Source organism: Roseovarius maritimus (assembly GCF_043355895.2).
GTDB classification, from domain to species: domain Bacteria; phylum Pseudomonadota; class Alphaproteobacteria; order Rhodobacterales; family Rhodobacteraceae; genus Roseovarius; species Roseovarius maritimus.
The window spans coordinates 18,426-45,204 of sequence record NZ_JBHFPF020000012.1 but is presented as its reverse complement, the minus strand read 5'-3'; the positions used below and the strand labels follow the sequence as shown (position 1 = coordinate 45,204).

Here is a 26,779-nt window from a genome sequence, read left to right as displayed (position 1 = left end):
TGAGATAGACAAACTCGGCCATGTGCTGGGGGTCATTCCGCCGGACTAAATCAAGCCTTTCGTGAAGCAGAGATAAACGGTGCCGCGGATGCCGAGGCGATCGGCGAGTCCATGCTGCATTCGATGACCTGCATCAAGCCTGTGAAGAGCTAAGGAATGCAGGGCGCGGCGATCCGGTGCCGCGGGCACGGACTTCTGATCCGACCGCGGATGCAAGCAGTTTGATGAGGCATTCGCCGATCTATGGGCCGGGTTAATAAGCAACGGCTATCACTCCCTTTGAATTGGATGCTTTAATTGGTGCAAGTCATGTGATATTTGCGCATTATCCTAAAAGCCAGCAGAGTAAATCGGCGGCGCGAGGCAGTAAGAAGAGTGGTCTATGAAAACTCGGAGCCGAGACTCCGCCCGGCTGGGCTTGTGGGTGTTTGCATCGGTCTGTACCTTGGGCAGTCTCTCGCCCGGTGCGGCGTTGGCAGCCTCCTCAGACATGGGTGTAGGCGGCTCAGCGGGCGAATTCGTGGATGCCGATGCGTTTCTGCCAGCCTCCATGGAGCAGGTGGTGACGCTCTTTAGCGCTTTCCAAATGATCGAGCATGGCAAGATCTGGATGTCGGGGAACACAACATGAAGACCAGCAAAGCTACGTTTCGAGGCCATGCAATGATGCGTTTTACTCTCTTGGCGGCGCTCGCTCTCCCCTCAGCATGCGGGGTCATCTATACCAGCCCAAAAGTCAGCAGCGCCGCTGGCTCGAATATGGATGTTCGAGAGATCGAACTTACCCCTGAAAGCATTCTACTGGCCAACCGGGCCCCGTACAGCCCACGGGATTTGCCTGACGAATTCTTTAGTGTTGCTTCCGGGCGCCAGGGCCCCGGGCTTGGCGCCTTGCCAAATCCGCCATCGATACCCGATGAGAACCCGACGCGTCTCGAACTGCGACTCCCGCCTGAGACGCCTTCGCAACCGTACCGTCTCGGCGTTGGTGATGTCGTTCTTTTGGCGACAAAGAGTGTTGGGACAAGCGTGGAGGCATTAAGCGGACTTCTCGCTGCAGAACAGCAGCGTCAAGGCTATACGATTTCTGATAATGGAACAATTTCCATTCCAGATATCGGCCGCGTCGATATTGCCGGCCTTACCTTGCAGGAAGCTCAAGACCGTATCTTTAAATTTCTCCTCGACAATCAGGTGGATCCTGCGTTCTCTCTGGAGGTGGCGGAGTTCAACTCGCAACGCGTTACTGTCGGCGGCGCAGTTCGCAGCGCTGCACGTGTGCCTATTACTCTTACCGCGCTCAGTTTGGACGAGGCATTAGCTGCGACAGGTGGTGAAGTTATCCCTGATGAACAATACGCTTCTATTCGCATCTACCGCGATGGAAGTCTGTATCAAATACCCTATGAGGACTATCTTTCCCGCCCTGACTTTCAAACCCTGCGGCTCAAGGCGGGTGACGCAATATTCGTGGATACGACCTATAGCGTTGATCGGGCCTTCGAATTTTACCGGCAAGAAATAGACGTAATTCGTCTGCGTAATAGTGCGAGAGTTGAGTCCCTTGCGCTAATGGAAGCGGAGGTCGCGCTGCGTCGTGGCATGCTGGAAGAAAGGCGCTCAAACTTCCAAGCGAGAGAAAGCCTTGGGGCTGAGGGCCGTGACTATGTCTACCTCACAGGGGAAGTGCGTGAGCAAAGCCGAGTTCCCCTTCCGTATGAACAGCATGCAACGCTCGCCGATGTCATCTACGGGAATAGCGGGTTCCGGACGGAGACGGGTAATCCAGCACATATCTATGTTTTACGTTCTTCGGCCAACCCCTCAGAATTCGGAGCGGTGACTGCCTGGCATCTAGACGCGGGAAACGCGGTGAACCTTACGCTAGCCACAAAGATGCAAATGCGGCCAAATGATATTGTTTTCATAGAAGAACAGCCAATCACCAAGTGGAGCCGAGTGGTTCAGCAAATCGTGCCGTCTATCCTCACTACAGCGACAGTTGCTGCCGCTAATTGATGATTTGCTAGTCCTATCTCCCTCGAAAGAGTCCTGAGACAGGTGTAATATCTGTCAACTTATCAACGATGAATGGGTCCCGGCGAAGTGACGGAGCTCTGACAGACTGGTTTAAGTTCCAGGTAGGAATTAGGCGTAGCGCGGCGACAAATTGGACTGCCCCATTGGTCCAAGTTAATTGCTGCTGAATGATTGACCGACCTATCGAGAGGGCACTCTCAGCTGTTGGGCGCCTGGGCGCGGGAGCACGATGTTTTCGACGGTAAGGTGTCAGAAATGGCCTCCGGCGAAACCTGCCTGTAAGGCCATGGCCAATGGTTTTTTGACCCTGCGATTGTAAGTTTCGGATGGTCACTTGTCCCACGGTGAGACGGGCGAAGGGCTGAGCCGGTATGCTCTCGCTTTCGCGCAGCGGTTTCCCGAACAAGACATTAAGCTGCCTGTTTATTGGTTTTCGCTGGCCCGACGCCCGCAATCCCTAGTTGGAAACGCGCCCACGGTCAGCGTCCATGAAGAGTGAAGGGGTGGCTCGGAATGTTCACGATTTCGTGGATTTTCCCGTGGCCTCGACTATGCAGTAAGATTTCACAATCAGAAAATCCTGCTTCTTTTCCACTAGTTGGCCGAAAAGCGTGTCAATGCGCGCCATTTCGCAACTGTAGCAGGCACATTGGCTTTTGGCTTGTGGATGATCAGAGCGCAGCGTATCCAAGCTGGGGTATGCATCCGACGACTGCGAGCTCTAACTCGCCTTAAAGGTGAGCTATGTTAAATTTCTTAACCCGGATCATAGCGGGCACACCGACCCAGACAGCGCGAAAGAGCCCTCGCTTGCCGCCAGCGCCGACTGAGCCGTTCCTTGCGATTGGTGATGTGCATGGTCGAGCAGATCTTCTTATCGAATTGGATAGACTTATTGAGATTGATCATTCCGATTGGCCTGTCGTCTTCCTTGGCGATTACATCGATAGGGGAGAAGAAAGTTGCCAGGTTCTAAAGCTCTTGATGTCAGCTACGGCCGACGTCGATTACTCCGTTACGTGCCTAATGGGTAATCATGAACGAATGCTACTGGATTTCCTTGATGAACCATCACGTTATGCTCGAAGATGGTTACATAACGGTGGCTTGCAAACCCTGGCCAGCTTCGGTGTCGCACTACCTATTGGCAGCCTCGAGGAACCAGAAGAGCTCGAGCTGTTGCGTGACCACCTTGCCACAGCTATGGGGCCGGAGATGATTGAATGGATGAGCGCTCTCCCTCTTGCGTGGCATAGCGGTAATGTCTGGGCAGTCCATGCTGGCGCATCTCCAACCTGTCCAATGGATGAGCAGGACACAGATGTGTTATTGTGGGGACATCGGGAATTCTCGCATCAGGTGCGCGTGGACGGCCAATGGATAGTCCATGGCCATTCTATTGTGGACGGGCCGCAGGTCCACCAAGGCCGAATTTCCGTCGATACCGGAGCTTACGCCACGGGAGTCTTGACGGCGGCTGCCATCACACATGACGGCATAACATTCCTTCAAACCGGCGGTATGTGATCGGGGCTCGAAAGAGACACTAAATGATACAGCCTCCCTATGGCCTTGCCAGCCCAGATGCGCTAACTGCGCTGTACCAAAAAGCTCCACGGAAGCTTATTCTTCAATTTGGGAGTGTATCGAAGAAAAATAATTCTTCGCTGCAGCGATAGCACAAAAATTAAAGATAGGTTCAATGCATCTATGAAGCGGCCGGAGGTAAATACGGGAGTGTCCAGAGTGGATATGCGACAAATGGAAGTCGATGGCAATGAAGATGAAGTCGATTTGATGGAGCTTCTACGCGCTCTCTGGATTGGCAAGTGGACTATCTTGCTTTCCATGTTGATCGCAACCTTAATGGGCGCCTTTTACGTTTTTGGGTGGGCTGAGCCAAAGTACACATCCACAGCGCAGATGACATTGGAGATGCGCTCTAAGCAAGTGGTGGATATCGAAAGTGTGATATCCGGTGTCTCCACCGAACAAGCCGCGCTCAATACTGAGCTTGAGATCATTCTGTCCCGTAGGGTTTTAGGAGACCTTGTGGATGAGCTTGACCTGGTGAATGACCCAGAATTTAATTCCCAGCTCAATCCTCCCTCACTTATCGGTCAAGTCAAAGGCTTTGCCGCCAAACTCATTGCGCCAGCAGACAGCGAACAAGAAGAAGCAACGCCAAAGTCACCTCGTGACCAAGTGATCAATAGGGTGAGGGGTGTTCTTTCTGCCTCCGTCAAGCGCGATACTTATGTTTTTTCTATCAGTGCCACCACTAAAGATCCTGATCAGTCAAAGAAAATAGTTAACGCGCTCGCTGATATTTACATAAATGAACAGATAGCGGTGAAGTTCGAGGCTACTGAAAAAGCGGTCGCGTGGTTGTCGACACGTGTTACTGAACTTGAACAAGATTTGCGTGAAAAAGAAGAAGAGCTTAAGCGTCTCAGGGCTGAGACCGAACTGACTAATCCTGAAGCACTAGACGGCCTTAACCTCCAAGCCAAGGATCTGCGCGACCGACTACAGGAAATGCGGAATGAAGCTGAGAAAATAGAAATAAATCAGACGCGGATGCGTGAACTTCTGGATGCGGGTGAGCTCTTAGAAGTAGCGCAGATGACGCAAGACCCCACGTTGCTCCGGGCAGCGCGCTTGATGCGTGATGGTGATACCGAAGCTAGTGAAGTCTTTGATCAGCGGTTCGATTTACTCATGCAGAGCTCTACGAATGAGCGAGAACGTATGGCCAGTCAAATTGCAGCGTTGTCCGAATCTTATCAAAAGCTTCAGTCACGCATCGACCGTCAGTCCACCGACTTGGTGAGGATTCAAGAAGCGCAGCGGGAGGTCGAAACGACGCGCACCCTTTACGAAACATTCTTGACGCGGCTCAAGGAGACATCCGTCCAGAGGGGCTTGCAGCAAGCCGATAGTCGTGTCTTGTCCGACGCGATTTCGGGCGAGCAAGTGGCTCCACGTACATCTAGGATGCTTGCACTATTTATGATTTTGGGCGGTTTGGTTGGTGCCGCGATAATTCTTCTTAAGAATATTTTGAACAATGTTTTTCGCACGCCTGAGGATCTGGAGGCAAGCACCGGAATTTCAGTGTTGGGCCAGATTCCCAAAATGCCAATTAAATCACGTGACCGTTTGATTCCATATTTGAAAGAAAAGCCAACTTCAGCTGCGGCTGAAGCTGTTCGCAACCTCCGTACATCTATACTTCTTTCAAATATTGACTCGCCTCCTAAAGTCATAATGCTTACGTCATCGCTTCCCAATGAAGGTAAAACAACTCAGGCTATTGCTCTGACGCAGAACTTAGCTGGATTGGGCAAGAAAGTCCTATTGATGGAGGCCGATATCCGTAGGCGCACCTTCTCTAACTATTTTCAGTCACAGCCAGCCGGTGGTTTGATTTCAGCTCTATCTGGTGAGGCAGCACTCAATGAGATTGTTTTCTATGATGAGGAGCTTAAAGCTGATGTGCTGATGGGGGAGGCCACCAGTATCAATGCCGCGGATGTATTCTCCTCGGATCGCTTCAGTGAGCTTCTAGGGAAGGCTCGCGAAGTGTACGATTTCGTAATAATCGACACGCCGCCAGTCTTGGTTGTTCCCGATGCGCGAGTAGTCGGGCAGCATGTCGATGCCATATTACTTGCGGTGGCCTGGGACAGCACGCATCGCAGTCAGGTTATGGCGGCCTTGCGCGAGATCGACTCGGTGAACCTGCGTGTTGCAGGGCTGATTCTGTCACAGATCGACCCCAAAGGTATGCGCCGATACGGCTATGGTGGGAAACACGGGTCCTACTCGGCTTATGGCAAGGGCTATTATGATGCCGAATGATAGCTTCTAAGCCTACGATCTTATTACATTCGACTGTTGGGCTTTTCCGATCTAAGCCACGATCCTCCCTTGCGTTTATAAAACTGAGCTACTCCCCCTAGGTTGAAGCAGGCCCGAGATCAAACGGGATATACATACGTGCCTTAGGTCACAGATGGGTCCGGCGCTCCAGAAACCCGCTTGTGATCGGGTTTCGATCCAGTTTCAGGATAAAGCTAGTCGATACGCTATGTCACGCTTGAGGAGTCAATCACAGTTTTTGTAGCCAGAAGACATGCACATTCTTGCCTGATCTGTTGCTTTAGAAATCTGTTCGGAAGTCATCCTAGTTTCTACGTTATCGCGGCTCTTCAGTGCATCATCATGGCCATTAGCGCCCGCTATGTTGAACCACATATGCGCAAGTTCAACATCTTTCTCCACTTCTTCGCCATACGCATACATCCAGCCTAAGTTGTTCTGGGCGCCAGAGTCGCCTTGTATAGCGGCTGATCGATACCATCGCACAGCTTCAGCTTTGTCCTTCAGCACACCCTCGCCATTGGCGTACAACAGTCCGAGTTTGGCCTGAGATCGCGGATGTCCCTGTTCGGCAGCAGTGCGGTACCATCGCACTGCTTCAGCGGAGTCCTTCACAACGCCCAATCCATTTTCATACATGATACCGAGGTCAAATTGGGCAAGGGCATTGCCCTGGACGGCTGCCAGGTGAGACCATTGTGCAGCTTCGGCTCTATCCTTGGGTTGTCCCACGCCGTTGGCGTAAATGATGCCGAGGTCAAACTGAGCGAGGGCATTGCCCTGTTCGGTTGCGAGGCGATACCATCGCGCAGCTTCAGCGCTGTCCCGCAGCACACCGGTGCCGTTGGCGTACATGGTACCTAGGTTAAACTGGGCAAGAGCATTTCCCTGATCGGCAGCCAAACGATACCAGCGTACAGCTTCCTCGGCATCTTTTGTTACCCCCTTGCCGATCTCATACATGACTCCAAGGTTGAACTGGGCGAGGGCATTGCCTTTGTTGGCTAGTGGCTGCCATGCACTCAACGCGGCCGCGTAGTCTCCTGCATGAGCCGCATCTAAACCTTGCTGCAAATCTGCGGCGCGTGCAGAAAAACTTGAAAACGCAACTACAATAAGCGCGACAGATAAACGTTTACCCATAGAACAACCTCTGACGGGATGGCCTCAAAGGTTAAACTGCATTATTGGGGCTGCCCGCACAACCTGCTCTTCTATCTTTTGCCGAGCGCGTGGATTGACGATCACAAGAGGTGAGTAGGTCCTTCTAATGGGCTGCTATCTGGACAACATCTGAATCGGGTGAAACTGGCCGCTCTGGAACAGGAGGCTTTGTGCCTAAAAGGTATAAATGCTGGCTTCCCAGCTCGCCACATTATCCGAGACTGGATTGCCTTTCGTAACACAGACCGCCGTCACTTAGCGCTCATCGGCTGACGCAGGACGACGCATATTGATCAGGCTTGGAGCAACGACACTCAGCGTCGAAGCAAAAACTGCGGCATCGTAGAAACGCTTTGAAGCTGTTGGCAAAGGCGGGCATACGTTATCGAGCAGGCTCCCGGCTGAGTGCGCTCAGCCAATAGGAAACTCATTGTCAGAAATGTCAAATCTGCTCAGACAGCATTGAGACCGAGGTGCCAGTGGGGCAAATCATAAAATTGACAGCAACAGTGGAACGAGCGGCATCGAAAAAAGCCGCTGGTTCCACTGCTCTTTAGCCAGGATGTGGCCGAGAACTCGCAGGAAATTAATGGATTTATATAGCCACTAGTTTGTGCCAGTCGTGCCAGTCGTGGTGGTCGTTGCCCCGGAGGAACCACCGCCGCCGCCAGCGAGCGCAATTGCAACCAAAAGCAAGCCGCCACCTGCCGCGGCAAGTCCGCCAGTTCCTAGCCCGCCAGCCATACCGTTGGGATCGGTAACCGCTACTCGAGGGCATTGAACGTTCAAAATACGTCCAGTTTGATCAAATTCGGCAGATACTACGTTTGCGCCCGCGCAAGCGTTTATTCGCGTAGCATATTGCATCGCGGTTTCGGAAGGCAGAGGCTGAATAGTCGTCTGCTGCTGTGCACCTGCAGAGGATGCGACCGCCAAGCTGGCGGCGAACGCCAGCACTGATACCTTGGATACTTTAGGCGTCTTCATGATAGTTCACCTCACTCGTCGTTTTGACAGGCTTTGAGCCTAGTTGAGAGTTCAACACTACGCATGAGCATATCAGAGTTGTTAGGCATCATCTAGCCGCATATCATTACGTGAAATAGATTGATCGGACTCCGCAAACTCAACCGTTCGAAGCTGGGGTTTTACACTGCGTGGTCCGACTGTGAGCGATACCTGAACCGCGACTCTTGTTAAAGCGTCCCGCCTTTAACCTGCGACATATCCGGCAGCTGTGAAGTAGTTCCAGCACTCGTCGGGTGAGTAGAGGCCGTAAATTTCGGCAATTGCGTTGAACATGTCGGTGAAGGTGCGTGCGCCGATCCGGCCCAGGTGTGCTTTGAGCTTGGAGAATGCCATCTCAATCGGGTTGAGATCAGGACTGTAGGGCGGCAGGAACAAGAACCAGCATCCTGCCCTGTGCATCGCCTTCGCCGCTTCGGCGTTTTTGTGGGTGGCGAGAGTGTCCAGGATGACGACGGTTCCGGGGGAAAGTTCCGGCACCAGCACCTTTTCAACGTAAGCGGCGAAGGCGGCGCCATCCATGGCCCCTTTGATCACCCAAGGGGCGATCATCGCATCGGCACTCAGTCCAGCTATGAAAGTCTGGGTGCCCCATGAGCCAAACGGGGCATCCATGATCAGGCGGTTTCCACAAGGGGCCCATCCCCGTTGCCTTGTCAAGTTTGCCTTCACCGATGTTTCATCAATAAAGACAACGCGTTCCGGGTGCTTCGATACGGCTGGAATACGGTGCTTGAACCAGTCTTCGCGCTGCCGCCTTACCTTGGCACGGCGGTGTTCGGTGGCGACCAGTGACTTTTTTTATACGTGTAGCCCAGCTTGCGAAGGAATTTACCGATGGCGTTGGGGTGCGCCTGAACGCGCGTTGCGTCAAACAGAGCTGCACTCAGCTCGGGCATCGTGATGTCGCCATCTTGCTCGATAATTTCGGCAAAGAAATCCAGATGCGGGTCCAGCTTGCCCTTGCCTTTCGGTCGACCTTGCGGAGCCGCCTCCGCACGGCCCGTCTGGCGGATCGCAAGCGCCCATCTCGCTCCCGTGGCTGGCGAGAGTTTCAAGCGCAATGCCGCCGCGCGACCGCTTAACCCTTCCTCAATATATCGCTGAAACCGCCCCGTCAGCAGCCTCGGCCAAGGTCGCTGACGGGGCCAGCATAACAAAGTGGAGATACAGAAGGGTCAGGGTAGGGGCCGAGTGCGCACCGACTTTGATCCGTCGTCTGCGAACCTCCCGAGATCGAAGCACGGCAAGGAACTGGGTTGGTTAAAGCAGACCGCTAGAGGTAACTTACCAACTCCGTCGAACCGAAAGCTGTCCGCCGCTATAGTGGTTCGAGGCCGGTCGATGGGGTGGGTTCATCAGTTGGGTGGGGCTGGACGTCAAACGTTCGCCAACGCGGTCCGAGATCAAGGTAGAAGACGCCAAATCGTGCAGCCGAGCAAAGAGCGTGAACTCACCGCGAATTCATACCAGACCCTGAAAAACCTGCCTGTAGGGATACAGCTGAGGCACTGGCTATCCGTTAGTCACGTAAAACTACCTAATACGATCATCATTGCAGAAATGCAGACAAGCCGCAACGCGTATAGGCGGCGGCGGCGATCGCGCAGGGTTCGCTGAGATGGTGGATCGAGTACGAAGTCTGGCTGATCTCCATTATGTTGCCAATGCAGAACCGAACCTGGCACTTCCGACTTGGATATGAGGCTGTTCTGTACTTTCATCGAAGCGGGCTCATTCCGTTTGGCAACACAAACTTGATAGCGAAATTTCTATTGGAGGTCTTGGTGAAACTGATGCGGAAACAAAGTGTTGATGCCACATTTTAGTCAAGATTGGTAAATTACCACCTTCTGCCTTGACGAGCAGTTACTTGAAAAACCTAAGGACTAGGCCTGCGGCACATGAGCAAGTATCAGCGGTCTGACAACGCCGGTCGGACATTGGATACGCGGTTCAGCGTAAGGCCATTTATGATTTTTTCGGCTTCCTAGACGGCCCAGCTGTTCTGTGGACATGTCATCCAAACATCGCATTCACAGGCTGTATTTAATTCCGAAAATTCAGCGGTTTGTGCTCTCCGCAGCAAACCTTGGATCGAACCGACGCCACGAGTATCTTACGGCCCATAATTGATATTGTTTCCGCGCTTTTTAAGCAGATCCATGAGGATTTGACTTGAAAAGCAAATGTAGGGCACCGCCGCCAAGTAGCTGATCTCCAGCGGTTCTGTTACGGGTGCCGCAAGTTGTCATAATTGTCAAAATTTCACCTTAAAATTGTGCCTTTTCTTCCATATAGCCCTGTCAAACAGGAGTCTGAACTTACAAAGTTCCTGCCGAAAGCTTAGCCACCGCGAAATTGATGATCCATCTAGTCGCAGTCGTCTCCTGGCTTTTTTAAGGAAACCGTTGGGAATAACAACATGTTAGCTGGGTATATTCTGCTAGGAGCTTTTGTAGGTTCGCTCGCATCCATTGCTGCCGTTGTAGTTGGAGCACCGTTGTGGCTGGCGTTCGCCGTTTATGCCTTGGTCGGCGCCACCTCAGTAATTCTACTGGCCCTTGCTCGGATGTGGTTAAGCGCTGTCGCTAGTCACGAAAAGGCTCCCTCTGATGCAATGAATGATAGTAGATCGGGAGGTTGGCTCACAACCGATACTTTGCCAAAGCAGCAGAATACAGGTATAAGGGAGTTGACCAATATTCTCGTGGTCGATGACGACCCTTTCATCCTTGAGATCGTGCCGAAAATCACTGCGGAAGCCGGTTTTCGGAAAGTTTCAGCTGCCGCATCAGGTGAAGAGGCGTTGAGATTGCTGGCCAATCCCAACATGATTTTCGATTGCCTCCTGCTGGACGTCAACATGCCGGGCATGGATGGCATTGAACTTTGTAGCCGCGTTCGTCAAATACCTCAGTATCGCGATACACCGGTCGTTATGCTCACAGCGAAAAGGGATATACAAAGAATGAGTGACGCGTACCGAGCCGGTGCGACAGACTATTCTACAAAGCCATTCGTCATCAGTGAACTATCTACCCGCTTACGACTAATTGAAAAAAGCAGCCACCTGCAACGAGCCTCCAGCCGTGTCGAGGAAGAAGGCCCAGGGCACGATTTGAGCAGAGTACGCAGCTCGGGCTTGAAAGCGTCGGAAGTACAACGACTTGAAGCTGTTAAGGGCCTCATAGATCAAGTAGCGTTCTACAATTACTTGACCCAGCTGCCGCGTTTGCAAGCAACCGATATTCAAGTTTTTGCAGTAAGTATAGATTGTATCGAGTTAAAGCGGACTCAATCCTTATCCAAGGACTTCGTTCCACTATTGCAGAGTGTTGCATTAACGACGGCTGATTGTCTCGGAGTCGATCAAACTCTTATGGCTTACACCGAAGATGGAACCCTTTTAATTGCTCTAAATTCTTCAAGTTTACTACCTCCAGTTATTATTGAAAAAAATATTGAAAAGTCACTTAACAGAAGTATTTCTGATCGTAGCAAACTTTTAGGCCTATCGGTCGGAGGGCCGATAAGACTTCAAGATAACAAAGCAAATCGCGCCAGATCAGCTATTGATCACGCAGTTGGCCTGGCAAAAAAGAGGGTGGAGGATAAACATGGAGTAGCGGCTCCAAGGCTTGTTAAAAAATAGCTCCTGAAGCGCTATCAATTTGGTAGGTATGAAACTGGATATCCTTTAAAAAACTGCTCTCAAAACTCATAGATCGGTGTCGCATGGGGATGGAGCGCCGGTCCTGATCTCATGCAAACAGTTCATCTAGGCGAGGGAAGTAACCGCCCATAGCCGTCCTATATTGCAAGTGCGGCGAACGACCGCTTAACCAACCTACTTGCCGTTCTGATTTTTTCTGAAATCCCTTTCAGCCCCCTTGATCTCTTCGAAGACCAGTTCAGGCACAACGACCTCCCAATTCGCGCGTTTCAGCAGATGATGAAAACGCTCATCGGCATCCTCTTTGCGCCAATGTATGATGGCCGCGATCTCGCCGGTGACGAATTTCGTGCCGATCGGTGGCGCGAATGCTTTTGACATCCGCCCGAGGGGCCGCCCTTGAACATCTTCGATCTGCCAGCGATCCCCGACACTGGAGAGCCTGACTGGCGCGCCGACCTGTGCTTCGGCGATCGCGTTATGAACAACGTGCCGATCACCTTGGCGTCCTGCGAAAGACAGGTCGACCATCTTCATTTCGGGCGATTGAAAGAACCGGCGCGGGCCGGGGACTGTCGCGAGGTCGGGCACCACGTGCCGCGTGACCACGGAAGTCGACGCGGTGGGAAGATATTCGTGATTGTCGTTGCTCATGACGACCAAATTGCGCCGCGCACGTGTCATGGCAACATAGAACAATCGCCTCGGCGCGTCCTGATCTTCGTTTCGCGAGGGCCGTTCCCAACCGCCATCCATGATCACGACATCGTCGAATTCGAGGCCTTTGGCTCGGTGCGCCGTCAACAATTTGAGGCCGCGCTGCTCGCCCCATGAATCCTTCGACCATTCAGCAAACCATTCGATCACGTCAGGGTTCGGGAGCGCTTTCCCGTCAACTTCGCGCGCAAGCTGGCCAAGTCCCTCGCCGATCCGGTCGGTCCAACGGCTTGCGGGTATCGTGTTCAGGGTTGCGGTCAGGTCGTCCAAGCCGACCATGGTTCCGTCCCTCTCGCGCAGGCCACCGATAAACGCCTGCATCTCACGGGTGCGCCACACACTTGGCAGGTTCTCGTTCGCCATTTCGACGGGAATTCCATGCGCCTCGGCAAAGTCGCGAACCGCCAAAAGCTTACGCCAGTCACGAGAAACGATTGCTGCCCCCTTCCAGCTCCACTCTGAGATCAATTTTGACAGGCGGATCATCTCGCCCACCGCCGCAAGGGCCTGTGCGTCATTTCCAGCCGGGCAGCCAAGGATTTGGACCCGCCCCTGTGCAACCGGGTCGAGGCTTTCCATGATACCCCCGGCCGGGTCCTTTTGCCGCGATTGGTCGACGGTAATCCCATGCTCTGTCTTCATACGTTCCCGAGATCCTTCGATCACGGCGTTCGCTGCGTTGATGATGTTCTTGGACGAGCGGTAATTGTCGGTCAGAAAGACCGGCTTGGCTGAATAATCCTGTTCGAATTGCCGAATGTGGCGCACCGATGCACCGGCAAATGCATAGATATTCTGGTCGTCATCGCCGACCGCGAACAGGCTGATCCGTTGATCGGGATCGTCGATGCTGCGACCGGCCACCGCAGCGATCAAGGCGTATTCCTCGGGCCCCACGTCCTGATATTCGTCCACGAGAATCCAGCGGAACCCTTGGATCAAGGTCTCTCGCAAGGCTTCGGCCTCGACTTTGTCCAGCCCGTCGCCACGCAACAGATGTGCCGCATCGGTCAGAAGTGTCTTGAAATCCGGCTCATCGACACCTGCGTGTCCGGCGAAACTCGCGCCAACCAACCGCATGGCCAAGGCATGGATGGTCAAGACCGTCACGAAGCGAGCATCTTCGCCGATCAGTCGACGCAAGCGTTCCCGGATCTCGGCGGCCGCGTGACGATTGTAGGCGAGCACCAGAATACCGTTTGGATCTTCGCGCTTGATTCTGACCAGATAGGCGACACGATGGACCAGCACGCGTGTCTTGCCCGATCCGGGCCCCGCGAGCACAAGCACATTGGTCTGTTCACGGTCGTCACGCACGATCTGCTCTTGTGTCGTATTCCCCAGATTGTCGACAATCTCAGCATAGGACTGGGGCGTTGCCTGCCGTCTGAACTCCGAAATTCTCCCCGGCATCCAAGCTTTCATGAAGTCGGACTGCTCCATCGCGAAATAGTCATGCGCGAGCCGCTGCGCCTGATCGATATCGTCGATGCCTTTGGTCGCATAGGCCGCCATCACGTGAGTCTGGACAGTCTGTTCGCTGTAGTGGTCTTCGAGCGGCGCGAAATGCTGGGTGGTAAAGCCGCCGCCTTTCGGATTGATGTACAGTGTCATGGCCGAGCGGAATACGGACAATCCCTTGCCCAGAGTCACCACCTGCTGTTCGTGCAGCCACAGAAGCGCGCGGTCCATGAGTTTCGACGGGTCATTCACTGACGCGCGCAAGAGCGCATCGCTGTTGATCGCTGCAAGAAGGTCGCCAAGCGTGGTCTCGACAGGAATATCCTTCCCTTGGAGGCCTGCCTGAACCTCGTCGATCAAGTATGACACCAAACGTTCCGCCGCCTGCCGGCGCAGCTGAGCGGTCTGTTCGATTACCGCCCATGATCTTTGCAGTCGCACCATGAGACTGCCTTTGGAGGCCTTGCGCAGGCCGATATTGCCTTTGCCGCCATCCATGTCGCGGCCATCCTGCGAAATCCCGCGGAGCAAACCCTCGACAATATCGGGCCGCACGGAGGCGTGTCCCTGCTCTCGCAGGGCCTGCGCCACCGAGGCCAGATGACACGGCCAAGCCTCGCCGATCTCCGCGTCTGGCGCTTGCTCTCTCATGATCGCGATCAGGTCGGCTTCCAAGCAGGATGCCGCCTCGAACCGTTTCGGCGAGGCATTCTTGATACGCACATGCACGAAGATTGTGATGTTTGTATCATCCTTTGCTATCCCCAGGGCCTCGAGATCCGCCAAGGCCTTGCGCACGCCCGACACCGTCAGGCCACTGACCCCGCAAAGCTCGTCCGTGGTGATGCCCTCTTCCTGCGGCGCGTTGATGATGTGCTGCACGATGGCGGCCAGATCCTCGCGCCGCCGCTCGGTAATCTCGGCGGAGGCAAGGATCTCGCGGACCTCCTGCATGCTCTTTATCCGGAGCGAGGCGGGAAACACCTGCACCCGGTTTTCTTCGCGGTTCAGAAGGTGCGCCTCTTCCAGCCAGGCGACGGCCGTCTTTACCCGCGTATCGTCGGTATTGCTGTCTCGCTGGAAATCCCGGTCTTTCTCCTCGTGGACAATCTCACCCGGCGTAGCAACGATCTCACCACCTTTTCCGGTCCTTGCATCAAGGCGCCGAAGCGCTTTGAGGATCGCACCGATTTCGTGCCGCGCAAGCCGTGACCGCGCGCTGAGGCTGAACTGACGATCGACGTCTTCGGTGTTATAGAGAAGGACGCAATTTGCAGGCGCGCGGTCCCGTCCGGCGCGCCCTGCCTCCTGCAGGTAGTTTTCCAGCGACCCCGGCACGTCCCCGTGAACCACCAGACGGATGTCCGGCTTGTCGACCCCCATACCAAAAGCGTTGGTGGCCGCGATAACGCGCAGATTGCCGACACGGAAATCCTCCTGGATCTCACGTTTGTCATCGGCGCTGAGGCCGGCATGATACCGTTCGGCAGCGATGCCCTGTTGTTTCAAGAACTCCGCCACGCGCTCGGTAGCGTTTCGGGTCGCACAATAGACGACCGCCCCCGACACGCCCTCGCGCGGAAGCTGGGCCTCGATCGTATCGAGGATATCGGTCATCTTGGTGGCGCGCTGCGTTGGCAGCACCTGGAAGCTCAGGTTCGACCGAGATGCGCCACCGTCGATCAAGGCCAGCTCGGACCCCAACCGCTCTTTGAAATGACTGCGGATGTCCTGCACGACGTCCGGCTTTGCCGTTGCCGTCAAGCAAAGCACCGGAGCAGGTTCGTCGTCTGAGCTTTCCTTTATGAACCGCGAAACGTATCGATAGTCGGGTCGGAAATCCTGGCCCCACTTCGACACGCAATGCGCCTCGTCCAGCACCCACAGCCCCACCTCGCGCTGTGCCAGAACGGACCGAACTGTTGTGCTGCGCAGTTGCTCGGGCGAGATCAACAGGATCGCTGCATCCCCAAGCCGAACCTTGTCGAGCGCATCCTGACGCTCGGGCAAAGACAATAGCCCGTTAACCGTAACCGCCAAGGAAATTCCGGCCCGCACCAAGCCCTGAACCTGGTCTGCCATGAGCGCCACGAGCGGCGATATGACGACGGTCAAGGCCCCGGTCTTGTCGAACCGAGACAGCGCGGGGATCTGATAGCAGATGGATTTGCCTGTGCCCGTCGGCAGAATGCCCAACAGGTTGCCGCCGTCCATGGCCGTCGCCACGATCTTTTCCTGAAGCGGACGTCCGTCCTCGTCGACCGGTTCCGGGCGAAAACTCGGAAAGCCGAACCAGCGTTCGAGGGCACGGGTGGGATCGTTGTGCTCTGCGCAATAGCCACAGTGCGGATCACGACAATTCGTGTCCCTCAGGTCTTTGACGAGCCGGGCTGCGTCCCGGAACTGCGCCCGCACCCAGGGTGGCATGACAGAATCCCCGCCAGCCACCGAAATCCAGGCAAGAGCATATGCCATCGGCCAGCCCAGCCCAGTGTCCGAGAGTCGCTCGAGCACGGCCTCCACCTGGGCGCCGCAGGCTGCCTCTTTTAGCAGCGCCCGAAGAGCCCCGTGCGCTTCGGCTTCGGTCGGGATGGACGCTCCACGCAGATCGCTGAACAACCGATCGAACCCGTCGCTCCCTGGCCCTCGGCAACATAGCCAGTGATAGGCCAGCATCATCTCTGGCGACGACGTGTTCAGCGATGAAAGGGCGTCGATCTGGTTGCGAAGGACCTCGAATACAAGACGCGCGTCAAACTCGGGATCGTTGACGTGACCACTTTGAAGCCGCCCATCATGATAGTGTTTGACCAGACGGTGATAAGGATTGCGCGGAAAAGCCAAAGGGTTGAGCCACAGCGTGTCGATTGGTCCGTCCGCGAGCTTTGCGAAGCGCGGCGACACCGCCATGAGATGCGGTAAGTCGTGGCGCATGACATTGTGCCCGATGACATGCGCGAACCCAGCGCAGAACAGGTCGAGCTTTTCAAGCGCAACCCTCGGATCACCTTTCCGATGAACGATCCCCTTTCCTTCACCTTCCGGCACGGCGGCGAAGGCGAATATCCGGGCTTCTTTGGGATCGACCTCTAAATCAATCGACAGACAGCGCGACAAGATTTCGGATTGGTCCCGCGGCATTTGAATACCTTTATTGGTCGGCGGAGCAGCCTTTGATTTTTCAGGCTGCTGTGGTCGACCGCGGGCAAGGGCTTTCGATATGCCTCGGGAAATTATGTTTTTCATACTGGCAGGTTTATTCCCAAGGAGTGAGATCTTCAGTAACCATTTGACCAAAGATGTTCTCTCGATGCCATGCCAGATTTGCCGGGTGCGGTCAGTTTCTCTCGTCTTCGGGCATCCAGAATTTTCCATCCGGACGCAAAAGCCGGTCGACGACGTCACCGGGCACTTTGTTGCGCGACACGAGGATTGTCTCGCCGTCATCGGCGACCGAGATCAGCCCACGATCGAACATCCAATGCAATGTACCTGACATCGCCAGCCCGTTTCTCACGGAATCGCTGTTGTTGTGTTCGACGGGGCGGATAGGCATCTTAGCAACTGTATTTCTCAGGCGGCCTGATTGGTCCATTTCAGACGAGATTTGCAAAGCGCGTTCGCGATTGTGACGAGCTTTCGAGCAACTGCTGTGATGACAACCTTATGTGGTTTTCCGGCGGCGCGAAGACGGTCAGCAGAAATCTTCAAGATTGGGTTGTGATGGCTGGCGACGGGGCCGATTCCGGGAACGGAACGCAGGATTCCGGCAGTCGTAGCCAGTTCATCATCAGAGGCCATGGCCTGCTCAATCTGCACCTCCAACTCTGCAACCTGGCGATCCAGAAGGTCTTTCAACTCAGCGTCCATGGCATCAAACATATCTGCCGATCCCAGCTTCCCATGCGCCTTAGTCTGCGCCAGAAGCCGTTTGCGTGTCTCGACCAGCTGCCCACGCTTTGACGTCAAGGCCCTGAGAAATCGCAGCTTTTCATGTGGCAAGACGCGTCCCGCATCCGGTCGAAACATCATGAACCGCGCGATGAGCTCCGCGTCGATCTGATCCGTCTTGGCCCGCGTGCCCCGGCTCGCAGCGAATGCTTTGATCTGGGCGGGTGGCAACTGCCGGGTCGCGATCCCGGCAATATCGAGGGTGGACCACAACCGCCATTCCCGCCCGCCAGTGGCCTCGAAGCAAACTAGTGCGTCTAGTTCAAGAGCGAGTTGAGCGACTTGCTCGTGACCTTCAACCTTGTTCGGCGACCGCGCCCCTTTTTTTAGCAGTTATGCTGGTCGCCGTTCGATGTGCCTTCAGATATGTCGCGTCGATCATCACGGTCGTCTTCTCACCGTGTTCCGCAGCCAACCCCGCCATGATCCGCGCGAAGATCCCTTTCTCGCTCCAACGCTTCCAACGGCTGTAGAGTGTCTTGTGCGGACCATAGGCGGCAGGGGCATCCCGCCACCTTAACCCGTTGCGGTTGATGAAGATAATCCCGCTCAAAACCCGCTTGTCGTCGACCCTAGGCTTACCGTGCGACTTCGGAAAGTAGGGTTTCAGACGCGCCATCTGCGCGTCCGTCAGCCAGAAAAGATCGCTCATGTCACCGCTCCGTTTTCAGAGCCCTGAATCATGCAGCGCTTGAGAAATCAATGCATCCTGAGTCTAAGCCGTCGATCGCTGCGCATTGTTTGAACGACCGCTCGTGGACTTGCCGCCATTCGCTGCTCGGGAGCGGAGGCATTGACGGTTTCCCTCAGTGTCGTTCTCAGCGATGGTTGGCTGGTGGTTTTGGCCAAGCAAACAAGGGAACCCAAATGACAGCTTCTGTCGAAATACACGCCGCCTACCGTCGCGAAGCCGCCGCGGCTCACATGGTGACCAACATTCCTCGCGCAAAATTCGACACGCCCGTGGATCGGGTGATCGAGGCCCTTCGGGGGCATCTCTACGATTGCGCTGATACGGTATTTGTCACAGATAGCGCGGACAAACTGATGGGCATTGTTCGGATCAACAACCTGTTTGAAGACGGGGCCAAGCGGATTGGCGACATCATGGAGGAGCGGCACGAGGCCGTGCGTCCCGGCGACGATCAGGAAGACATCGCTCAACTCGCGATACAGCTCAACATGATTGCGGTTCCCGTAGTCGACGATCTCGGCCAACTGATCGGCGCTGTCCCGCCCGAGGCGCTCTTTCGTATCCTGCGCGAAGAACACATGGAGGACCTGCAGCGCCTCGCAGGCATTACCATCCATGAATACGGCGCAGAGGCGGCGCTCGACGCCTCGATCATGAATCGGTTTGCGCGCCGGATGCCTTGGCTGATCTTTGGCCTCTTTGCCTCGTCGCTTATCACTCTGGTTATGATCGGATTTGAGCATACGCTTTCGCAAAACGTCGCGGCTGCGTTCTTTGTCCCCGCGCTGGTCTACATTGCGGGCGCAATCGGCACTCAGGCCGTGTCGGTTTCGGTCCGCAGCCTTTCTATGCAAAAAATTGCCATTGGTCCGCTCTTGCTAGATGAACTGGTCATCGGCCTCGGTATCGGAGCCGTTTTGGGTCTTTTGGCAGCGGCGGCGGTTCTGGCGTTCTTCGGCCAACTGCCTCTGGCGATTGCTGTCGGGCTATCTGTTCTGGGTGGCGGTGCGGTTTCTGCCCTCACGGGCTTCTCTCTTCCATGGGCCTTCATGCGGCTGGGGTTTGATCCCGCGCTTGGCTCAGGACCAATCTGTACCATCATACAGGATGCCGCCAGCCTAGCCCTGTACTTCGTACTGGTGACCGCTCTGGTCCTTTGAGTTCGATGGGATGGCAAGCGCGAGTCGGCTCTAACTACTATATAATGTGGCAAGTTTGAGCTTGGAGCTGTCGTCTTTGCAGTCATTGGCGCGATTTGCCGCATCGGTCATTTTGGGTTCGAAGCGGTCATGCGGCGGTGCGGCAGGCCCGGCACGCCGTGATCGTTCCGCAGCGTAGTGGATTTGCTATGCTCGGCCGTCGGCATGGTGCCGAAGACGAGGCAGGCGTGGTGGATTGGAGGAACCACCATGCCGACTACAAACCTGCCAGCCATCCGCGCCTGCCGTCCCGCTTGGCACAAGGGCCGCATCGTCGGCCAGAAGCGTCCGCTCGAACCGAAGCATGTATGGGCGATCCGGGTCCGCCTCGAGATCGCACAGCGGACTCGCGAGCTGGCGCTTTTCAATCTCGCCATCGATGTAACCGCCGGACGTAATCTCCCCAAAAGCGCCGTTTGAAAATTCCCCGAAACGTGAGCGGTGTCGCCAATTTCCGGACCTTTTATATCCGGAAATTGGCGACACCGCGGGATGCTGGCCTGATGCCCCAAACAGAGGAATGGGGGCGTGCAGATGCAGGGACTGAGGGAGATCGTCCAGGGCAAAACCCGGACGCCGATCAGCTTCGAGATCACTGAGGGGACGTGAGTGAAAAGCCATCGCGACTTGGCTCGAGGCTCCGCTGATGGTCGGGTCGGAGCATCTCTGGCCGGGGCGCTTTCACGAATATCAGCATATTTCGACAAGGCAATACGCTCGCCTCCTGCGGGACTGGGTGACTTCAATCGGTCTCGAGCCGAGCGCCTATGGCACCCACTCCATGCGGCGGACCAAGGTGGCGCAGATATATCGCAAAGCTGGCAACCTCCGTGCGGTGCAGCTACTGCTCGGCCACACGAAGATGGATAGCACGGCGCGCTACCTCTGCGTTGAGCTCGAAGATGCGCTCGCCATCCCGGAAGTGGTGGAGCTCTGAGCAGCAAGGCCGGACGGTAGGGGCCGGCCCATTACAGCCACTCATCGCTGTCTTCTGCAGAGCAGTGCAGCCTTCCCAGAGCAGACGTTGATCGAAGGCGCAGCATTTGGGCATCGATAGCCGCCCTGCCGAAAAGAAGCAGATGTCGTTCTGTCAGCGACTGCATCTGCCGAGGTAAGCAAAGTGATATGCCAGCGCGACGCCGCCCGCGCCCCCTACAATATTCCCTAAGGTGACCCACATCATGTTACCCAATGCATCTATCACCGACACTTTGGATGCGGCCAACCATTCCTGAGGAAAGAAATACATATTTGCAATAGAGTGTTCAAGGCCCAGCAATACGAAGGCACTGATTGGCCAGAGGATTGCCAAAATCTTGCCGGTTACCGTGCGCGCAGCAAAAGATAGCCAAATCGCAAGACACACTAACGCATTACACAAAGCGCCGCGCATAAAGGCCTCAAACGGCAGCAAAGACGCCTTCGCGAGAGGGATTTTTGCTGCGACGACGCCCATTGGGCCATCCAGAAGGCCGGTGGAGCCGAAAGCAATAGAAGCCCAAATGCGCCCACAAAGTTTCCGGCATAGACCACGGCCCAACTTCGCAGCAGCTGGCGCATGGAGATTTTCCTCTCAACAGCCGCCGTCACCATCAGCGCATTTCCGGTAAATAATTCCGCTCCGCCAACGATAACCAGACTTAGGCCCAGTGATAACACGACGCCACCAAGCAGCCGCACGGGTCCAAATGTAGGGCCGAAGGGGTTAAACCCGACTGGATCGGACCCCGGCAATCGCCTTGTATATCAGTGCCTAACGTGACACGCGCTCAATCCGGCTGTCCAGCGTGTGTACCGGATTGTGCTGCAAAAGATTGGCTTACGCAAAAACTCCGCTGAAAACGTCAAGAAAAAAAACCTATTGTCACAGGCGGCATTTGCGTTCCGTGAAAGACCGGCACCGAGAAAAGAAGCGCTTCATCGGACAAGTCTCGTATTAAGCGCTTCGGATCGACCCAGAATACTGAACCGATCCGCCGCGCAACCTACCGCATCGCTCACCAGCGCTTTTCAATCCCAATTGAAACTGTTGTCATATCCATGCCAAGGTCGACCGGAGCGGGAACGTCAGAGATGATAGAGCCGGAACCGGCTGAGAGGTTATAATACGCAACTTCACCACGCAGCGCCCAGCCTGACTGCAGCATTTTCTGAACACCCGCAGCGACTGTCCAGCCATCAACCCCTGCGCTGTTGTCCCGAAAAACCGGTCCGCCAGCATTTCTCGCGTCAGCTTTGGCATTTCCGAACGCGTAACCGGCGGCCCCGTATACCAAAAAGTCGTTGAGCGTGCGGCCATAGCGGCCCCGCACCGACCCGAAGTCTTCCAATTTGGATGAGCAAGTAAATGCTGGGTTCGGACATTCTGTCGATCCGGTGATATCCGAGAAATTGTATGACAGATCGAAACCAAAGACGTTCGCACCGGACTGGAAATCGTAGCCGCCATAAATACCTCCAAAGGTCCCGTCTATGCTATGGTCGGCTGTATTAGAGTTGTTAAGGAATTTGAAATCAGTGTTGCCAAAGCCGCCGCCAAATTGCGCTCCGACGAACGGACCCGACCAATCGACCAACGCCGAAGCAATGACCGGCGTGGGCGTCGGGGCTGGCTCTATATTACCCGCCAAAGCGGCGCTTGCGCTTACAGAAGCCAAGGTGCCTATTATGGCGCTTGCACTTTTGATAGACATCATTGTTCCTACTCATTTTGTTTCTTGTGGGTATTTGTAGGCGTTACAAACTAAAACTCTGTCCCGCCCCGTCCGTTTGGAGGGGGATCAGATTAAAATAGCCATATTTCACAAATTCTCTTAGATTTGACGTCCTTTTGCACTAAAATCTGAGGCCCCGAAATTGACCGTTGATGAACTGCAGGTACCCCCAGTGGGCTAGCATGGTCGTGGTCAGGATCGTGTTTAGCCATGCCGCACCAGTCGCGCGACCCCATCGTGATCGGCACCGCCTTGGTGCAGCAGTTATAATCGGTCGTCAGCCGCAACACCCCGTTGACCAAGCCGATCGTGCTCTCGGTCACCAAATTCAACGCGGGCTCGGTTTATAATGTGGTCCCAGACGATGTCACCATCGCGGGCACGATCCGCTATTTCCACCAAGACGTGATCGACATAGCCGAGGCGCGGATGCGCGAACTCTGCGCCGGGATGGCCACGGCTTATGGCATCGAGATCGAGGTCGACATTCGCATGACCTCATCGGCACGCTCAGTTCCGCGCTTTCTTGCGTCGTCGCTTGTGGCTTGTGGCTTGCGCCAATCAAAGGGAATTGCCTTAATCATTGCGGATTGGATATGCTGTGATGATCATGACACAGAGTGAATCTTCAGAACTCGACGCTCCAGAAAGCCTTCAACAGCACCTCGCCGCGATCGTCGAGGGGTCGGATGATGCGATCATCACGAAGGGGCTCGACAGCATCATCCGGAGTTGGAACCCGGGCGCGGAACGGCTTTTCGGATACACCGCCGAGGAGGCTATCGGTCGGTCGATTACGTTGATCTTCCCTGATGACCGCATGGACGAAGAAGCCGGTTTCATCGCTCGGCTGCGTCGGGGTGAGCGGATCTCGAACCTGGAGACGGTCCGGAAGCGCAAGGACGGAAGGCTCGTGCCGATCTCGCTCACCGTTTCCCCGGTGCGCAATGCCAACGACAAAATCATCGGCGCGTCGAAGATCGCAAGGGATATTACCCTGCAACGCCAAGCCGCAGAAAGGCAGCAGCTCCTTCTTTCCGAGATGCGCCATCGGGTCGGAAATTCCTTCGCGGTGGCCGGCGGGCTTCTGTCCATCGCCGCGCGGCAGGCGGACAGCGTCCAGGAGCTTGTCACAGTAACGCGCCAACGCCTCCATGCATTGGCCTCGGTCCATGCGCGCGCCGTTGATGATCCCGCTGGAGCAAGGCCGGAGGGCACTGCTCTGGTCCAACTCGTCAACTCGATCCTGGAACCCTTCAGCGGGGGCGCTTCCGTGACACTGAATGTGCCGGAGCTCAACGTCTGCCCGGCCGCCATCACGCCCCTGTCGCTGGTCATTTTTGAGCTGGCGACCAATGCCGTCAAATACGGAGGCCTCTCTGAAGCAGGAGACGGCGTCGCGATCCGGGCGGAGCAGCATGGCGATCGGCTGATTGTTCGGTGGACGGAAGACTGCGCCACCAAGCCCGCGTCTGGCGAACCCGGTCACGTGGGTTTCGGGACGCACATGTGCCAGAACACGGTTGGCTCGTCGCTCGCAGGGAAATTCTCCAGGGACTTCAGCCCGAACGGCATGACAGCGACGCTGGACCTCGACCTGAGAGCCGTGACGGGCTTGCAGGCGTAGGAGCCCCAACTGGCCTCGCTGGGGAAGTGCGCCGAAGTATTATGAGGCTGGACAGGCTTGGTGACGCGCGTCCCGGCTCAATGAAATGAAGCGGGGGTCAGATCAATGGTTTGCACTGGTTTTTTTGAGACTTTCGAACCTTTCAAGCGTCGGTCGCCGCAGAACGAAGATGTTTGAAACATCAAAGATAATCCTCTAAGTATCGTTTATAACATTTCAGATAGGCGCTATGATCACAGGCCCACAGATGCGCGCGGCGCGCGCCCTTCTCGGCATTGACCAGAAGACGCTGGCCCAACTGGCGGGACTTTCCGTCCCGACGATCCAGCGCATGGAAGCCGGCAGCGGCAATGTGCGCGGCGTCGTGGAAAGCTTGACTAAAGTCGTCACAGCACTCGAGCACGCCGGCATCGAGCTGATCGGAGAAGGCTCCGTCAGCACTGCTATCGGGCGCGGTGTGCGTCTGAAAGCTCCTCCGCCAGAACCCTGATCCTTATACCCGCGACGGCGACCGCCGACACCAAGCCGACGATCCCGCCGCTTCCTTCCCAAAGGTGCGGCCACACATGAAAAACACGACAACCGGGCAGAGCGACGCTCCCAGGTTCTCCGAACTGTTCACCCCCAAGCTCGTCACCGTCCTGCGCGAAGGCTATGGCCCGGTGCAGTTGCAGGCCGATGCGATTGCCGGACTGACCGTGGCCATCGTTGCGCTGCCGCTCTCAATGGCCATCGCCATAGCGTCGGGCGCGACGCCGGCACAGGGACTTTACACCGCCATTGTCGGCGGCTTCTTGGTTTCGCTTCTGGGTGGATCGCGCTTCCAGATCGGCGGCCCGGCCGGAGCCTTCATTGTTCTGGTCGCCGCGACCGTGACACAGCACGGAATGGAGGGGCTGATCCTCGCCACCTTCCTCTCGGGGCTGATGCTGACCGCGGCAGGACTTTTGAGGCTTGGCGCCTTCATAAAGTTCATCCCCTATCCGGTCACGGTGGGGTTCACCGCCGGGATCGCCGTGATTATCTTCGCCAGTCAGGTCAGGGAGTTGTTCGGCCTGGTGCTGGAGAATGAACCAGGCGAACTTCTGGAAAAGGTCCCGGCTCTCTGGGCCGCACGGTCGAGCCTGACGCCAGCCGCGGTCGGCCTTTCTGCTGCAACGATCGCCGTGATCCTCGGTTTGCGACGCTGGCGCCCGCACTGGCCGGGAATGCTGATCGCCGTCGGGTTTGCCGCCACTGCGACCGCCATGCTCTCGTTGCCGGTGCAGACCATCGGCACAAGGTTCGGCGGCATCCCGTCGACGCTTCCGGCGCCCAGCCTGCCTTCACTCTCGATGGAGACCATCCTCGCGGTCCTGCCGGCCGCAATCTCCTTCACCTTGCTGGGTGCCATCGAGTCGTTGCTGTCTGCCGTCGTAGCGGACGGCATGACCGGCCGCCGCCACCGGTCGAATTGCGAACTCGTGGCGCAGGGTGCGGCTAACATCGGATCGTCCCTCTTTGGCGGGTTCTGCGTGACCGGCACGATCGCGCGAACCGCGACAAATGTGCGGGCCGGCGCGCATGGTCCGGTGGCCGGTATGCTACACGCCGCGTTTCTGCTCTTGTTCATGCTGATCGCCGCACCGCTCGCCTCATACATTCCACTTGCCGCGCTCGCCGGTGTGCTGGCCGTCGTTGCCTGGAACATGATCGAGAAATCGGCCATCACGATTCTCGTCCGCTCGAGCTGGGGGGAGGCGACGGTTCTGGGCGCCACCTTCTTCCTGACCATTTTCCGCGATCTGGCCGAGGCCATCGTGGTCGGCGTCGCCCTCGGCTCGGTCCTCTTCATTCATCGCATGAGCCGCACGACAGATGTTGAGGCAGACAGCGCCTTCGTCGCTCGCGACGAGGCCGACACCGCCCACCCGCGCGGAAACTACGATGAAGAGCAGGCCCAGAACCCCGACGTCGTCATCTACCGGATCACCGGTGCGCTGTTCTTCGGCGCGGCCGCCTCCATCGGCTCCGTGCTCGATCGCATCCAGGATATCCACAAGGCGCTGATCGTCGATTTCTCGTCCGTGCCTTTCCTCGATTCTACCGGGGCCAACATGATCGAGGGGCTGGCCCACAAGGCGCAGAATCGGGGTGTCGCGCTGTGGCTAACGGGGGCAAGCCGAGAGATCCAGCATGTCTTCGCCACCCACGGCCTGGAGCCCCCAACGGTCCACTACGCCACAACGATCGACGAGGCAGTTGCGGAGGTGCGCGATGCCGCCGTAACCGAGCGGGAGGCCACTTGATGCCCGGAACCAGCAGGGTAGCAAGTCGCCCGGCACGGCGCCGGAACGGTCCGGCCGAGGCCCGGCTGCGCTATGTTCTGAAGGCTCTCGAGCGTCCGCGAACCCAGGCGGAGTTGCGGGATGCGCTCGGGATGAGCAACAGCGGTATCCTCCATCTTCTGCGGCGGATGGAGCGCGACGGACTGGTTCGTCCCGCCGAACGGGTCGCGTGGACACGGATCTGGGAGCGCGCAGTCACGTCGACGACGGATGGACGTCGATGAGGCCAGAAGCTAAGATTTCCCGGGCTGAGAACATTGGTTGGCTCAACAATATCCGGCATTACGCCCTCGGACGA

The 26,779-nt window shown here is 56.1% G+C and carries 20 protein-coding genes and 3 pseudogenes; 12 read left to right on the top strand and 11 right to left on the bottom strand.

Annotated features, from left to right (window positions below; translation table 11 throughout):
* Positions 1-382 precede the first annotated feature (382 nt).
* From ACEWPM_RS16990 to ACEWPM_RS16975, 4 genes are all read left to right on the top strand, one after another.
* The gene (locus tag ACEWPM_RS16990; RefSeq protein WP_393963845.1) at positions 383-631 is read left to right on the top strand and encodes a hypothetical protein; all 249 of its coding nucleotides are present in this window, start codon (positions 383-385) and stop codon (positions 629-631) included.
* The gene (locus tag ACEWPM_RS16985; protein WP_393963844.1) at positions 628-2,019 is read left to right on the top strand and encodes a polysaccharide biosynthesis/export family protein; all 1,392 of its coding nucleotides are present in this window, start codon (positions 628-630) and stop codon (positions 2,017-2,019) included. Before ACEWPM_RS16990 ends, ACEWPM_RS16985 begins: the two co-directional genes overlap by 4 nt.
* A gap of 831 nt (positions 2,020-2,850) precedes the next feature.
* Positions 2,851-3,567, top strand: a complete 717-nt coding sequence (locus ACEWPM_RS16980) for a metallophosphoesterase (RefSeq protein ID WP_393963843.1) — start codon at positions 2,851-2,853, stop codon at positions 3,565-3,567.
* Between the two features lie 225 nt (positions 3,568-3,792).
* Positions 3,793-5,904, top strand: coding sequence for a GumC family protein (locus tag ACEWPM_RS16975; protein WP_393963869.1), 2,112 nt, complete (start codon positions 3,793-3,795; stop codon positions 5,902-5,904).
* 246 nt (positions 5,905-6,150) lie between these two features.
* Here the strand turns inward: ACEWPM_RS16975 and ACEWPM_RS16970 are convergent, their stop codons facing one another.
* Positions 6,151-7,068 (bottom strand): SEL1-like repeat protein, encoded by a 918-nt coding sequence (locus tag ACEWPM_RS16970; RefSeq protein WP_393963842.1) that lies wholly within the window; start codon positions 7,066-7,068, stop codon positions 6,151-6,153.
* A 1,233-nt stretch (positions 7,069-8,301) separates the two neighbouring features.
* A protein-coding gene (locus ACEWPM_RS16965) for an IS630 family transposase (RefSeq protein WP_393963868.1) occupies positions 8,302-9,239 on the bottom strand; the annotation gives its coding sequence in 2 pieces (ribosomal slippage) (positions 8,302-8,916 and positions 8,919-9,239; 936 coding nt in all).
* Between the two features lie 1,301 nt (positions 9,240-10,540).
* Between ACEWPM_RS16965 and ACEWPM_RS16960 the strand changes: the two genes are divergently transcribed.
* On the top strand, positions 10,541-11,770 hold the full coding sequence (locus tag ACEWPM_RS16960) for a response regulator (protein WP_393963841.1): 1,230 nt from the start codon (positions 10,541-10,543) through the stop codon (positions 11,768-11,770).
* 195 nt (positions 11,771-11,965) lie between these two features.
* On the opposite strand, the gene ACEWPM_RS16955 is transcribed toward ACEWPM_RS16960, so the two are convergent.
* The 5 genes and pseudogenes from ACEWPM_RS16955 to ACEWPM_RS16935 all read right to left on the bottom strand — a co-directional run.
* On the bottom strand, positions 11,966-17,110 hold the full coding sequence (locus ACEWPM_RS16955) for a RecQ family ATP-dependent DNA helicase (protein WP_393963867.1): 5,145 nt from the start codon (positions 17,108-17,110) through the stop codon (positions 11,966-11,968).
* Between the two features lie 196 nt (positions 17,111-17,306).
* Positions 17,307-17,468 carry a hypothetical protein gene (locus ACEWPM_RS16950; protein ID WP_393963870.1) on the bottom strand — a complete coding sequence of 54 codons (162 nt, stop codon included), beginning with the start codon at positions 17,466-17,468 and terminating at the stop codon, positions 17,307-17,309.
* Positions 17,469-17,477: 9 nt separating this feature from the next.
* Positions 17,478-17,525, bottom strand: a pseudogene (locus tag ACEWPM_RS16945) (hypothetical protein); the annotation flags it as partial.
* Positions 17,526-17,542: 17 nt separating this feature from the next.
* Positions 17,543-18,253 (bottom strand): IS110 family transposase, encoded by a 711-nt coding sequence (locus ACEWPM_RS16940; RefSeq protein ID WP_393963866.1) that lies wholly within the window; start codon positions 18,251-18,253, stop codon positions 17,543-17,545.
* A pseudogene (locus ACEWPM_RS16935) lies at positions 18,237-18,572 on the bottom strand (transposase); the annotation flags it as partial. The pseudogene ACEWPM_RS16935 and the gene ACEWPM_RS16940, both read right to left, overlap by 17 nt.
* A 50-nt stretch (positions 18,573-18,622) precedes the next feature.
* Between ACEWPM_RS16935 and ACEWPM_RS16930 the strand changes: the two are divergent.
* Positions 18,623-19,774 (top strand): magnesium transporter, encoded by a 1,152-nt coding sequence (locus ACEWPM_RS16930; protein ID WP_393963840.1) that lies wholly within the window; start codon positions 18,623-18,625, stop codon positions 19,772-19,774.
* Positions 19,775-19,881: 107 nt separating this feature from the next.
* Here the strand turns inward: ACEWPM_RS16930 and ACEWPM_RS16925 are convergent, their stop codons facing one another.
* Positions 19,882-20,025: a hypothetical protein gene (locus ACEWPM_RS16925; protein ID WP_393963839.1), complete on the bottom strand. Its 144-nt coding sequence runs from the start codon at positions 20,023-20,025 to the stop codon at positions 19,882-19,884.
* On the opposite strand from ACEWPM_RS16925, the pseudogene ACEWPM_RS16920 reads away from it, so the two are divergent.
* Positions 20,024-20,750: pseudogene (locus ACEWPM_RS16920) on the top strand (tyrosine-type recombinase/integrase). The gene ACEWPM_RS16925 and the pseudogene ACEWPM_RS16920 sit on opposite strands and share 2 nt — an antisense overlap.
* 153 nt (positions 20,751-20,903) lie before the next feature.
* Here ACEWPM_RS16920 and ACEWPM_RS16915 read toward each other — a convergent pair.
* From ACEWPM_RS16915 to ACEWPM_RS16905, 3 genes are all read right to left on the bottom strand, one after another.
* Positions 20,904-21,269, bottom strand: coding sequence for a formate/nitrite transporter family protein (locus tag ACEWPM_RS16915; protein WP_393963990.1), 366 nt, complete (start codon positions 21,267-21,269; stop codon positions 20,904-20,906).
* A complete protein-coding gene (locus tag ACEWPM_RS16910) occupies positions 21,179-21,472 on the bottom strand; it encodes a formate/nitrite transporter family protein (RefSeq protein WP_420768038.1) in 294 nt (97 codons plus the stop codon). The genes ACEWPM_RS16915 and ACEWPM_RS16910 overlap by 91 nt, the downstream gene beginning before the upstream one ends.
* Before the next feature lie 338 nt (positions 21,473-21,810).
* Positions 21,811-22,509 carry an outer membrane beta-barrel protein gene (locus ACEWPM_RS16905; RefSeq protein ID WP_393963992.1) on the bottom strand — a complete coding sequence of 233 codons (699 nt, stop codon included), beginning with the start codon at positions 22,507-22,509 and terminating at the stop codon, positions 21,811-21,813.
* A gap of 312 nt (positions 22,510-22,821) precedes the next feature.
* Between ACEWPM_RS16905 and ACEWPM_RS16900 the strand changes: the two genes are divergently transcribed.
* The 5 genes from ACEWPM_RS16900 to ACEWPM_RS16880 all read left to right on the top strand — a co-directional run bounded on the left by ACEWPM_RS16900 (position 22,822) and on the right by ACEWPM_RS16880 (position 26,705).
* On the top strand, positions 22,822-23,151 hold the full coding sequence (locus ACEWPM_RS16900; protein ID WP_393963993.1) for a hypothetical protein: 330 nt from the start codon (positions 22,822-22,824) through the stop codon (positions 23,149-23,151).
* Positions 23,132-24,154 carry a PAS domain S-box protein gene (locus tag ACEWPM_RS16895; RefSeq protein ID WP_393963994.1) on the top strand — a complete coding sequence of 341 codons (1,023 nt, stop codon included), beginning with the start codon at positions 23,132-23,134 and terminating at the stop codon, positions 24,152-24,154. Before ACEWPM_RS16900 ends, ACEWPM_RS16895 begins: the two co-directional genes overlap by 20 nt.
* A 247-nt stretch (positions 24,155-24,401) precedes the next feature.
* Positions 24,402-24,644 (top strand): helix-turn-helix domain-containing protein, encoded by a 243-nt coding sequence (locus tag ACEWPM_RS16890; protein WP_393963995.1) that lies wholly within the window; start codon positions 24,402-24,404, stop codon positions 24,642-24,644.
* A 76-nt stretch (positions 24,645-24,720) separates the two neighbouring features.
* Entirely contained in the window at positions 24,721-26,442 is a 1,722-nt protein-coding gene (locus ACEWPM_RS16885; protein ID WP_393963996.1) for a SulP family inorganic anion transporter, read from the top strand.
* Entirely contained in the window at positions 26,442-26,705 is a 264-nt protein-coding gene (locus ACEWPM_RS16880; RefSeq protein ID WP_393963997.1) for a winged helix-turn-helix transcriptional regulator, read from the top strand. The genes ACEWPM_RS16885 and ACEWPM_RS16880 overlap by 1 nt, the downstream gene beginning before the upstream one ends.
* The last annotated feature ends 74 nt before the right edge of the window (positions 26,706-26,779 follow it).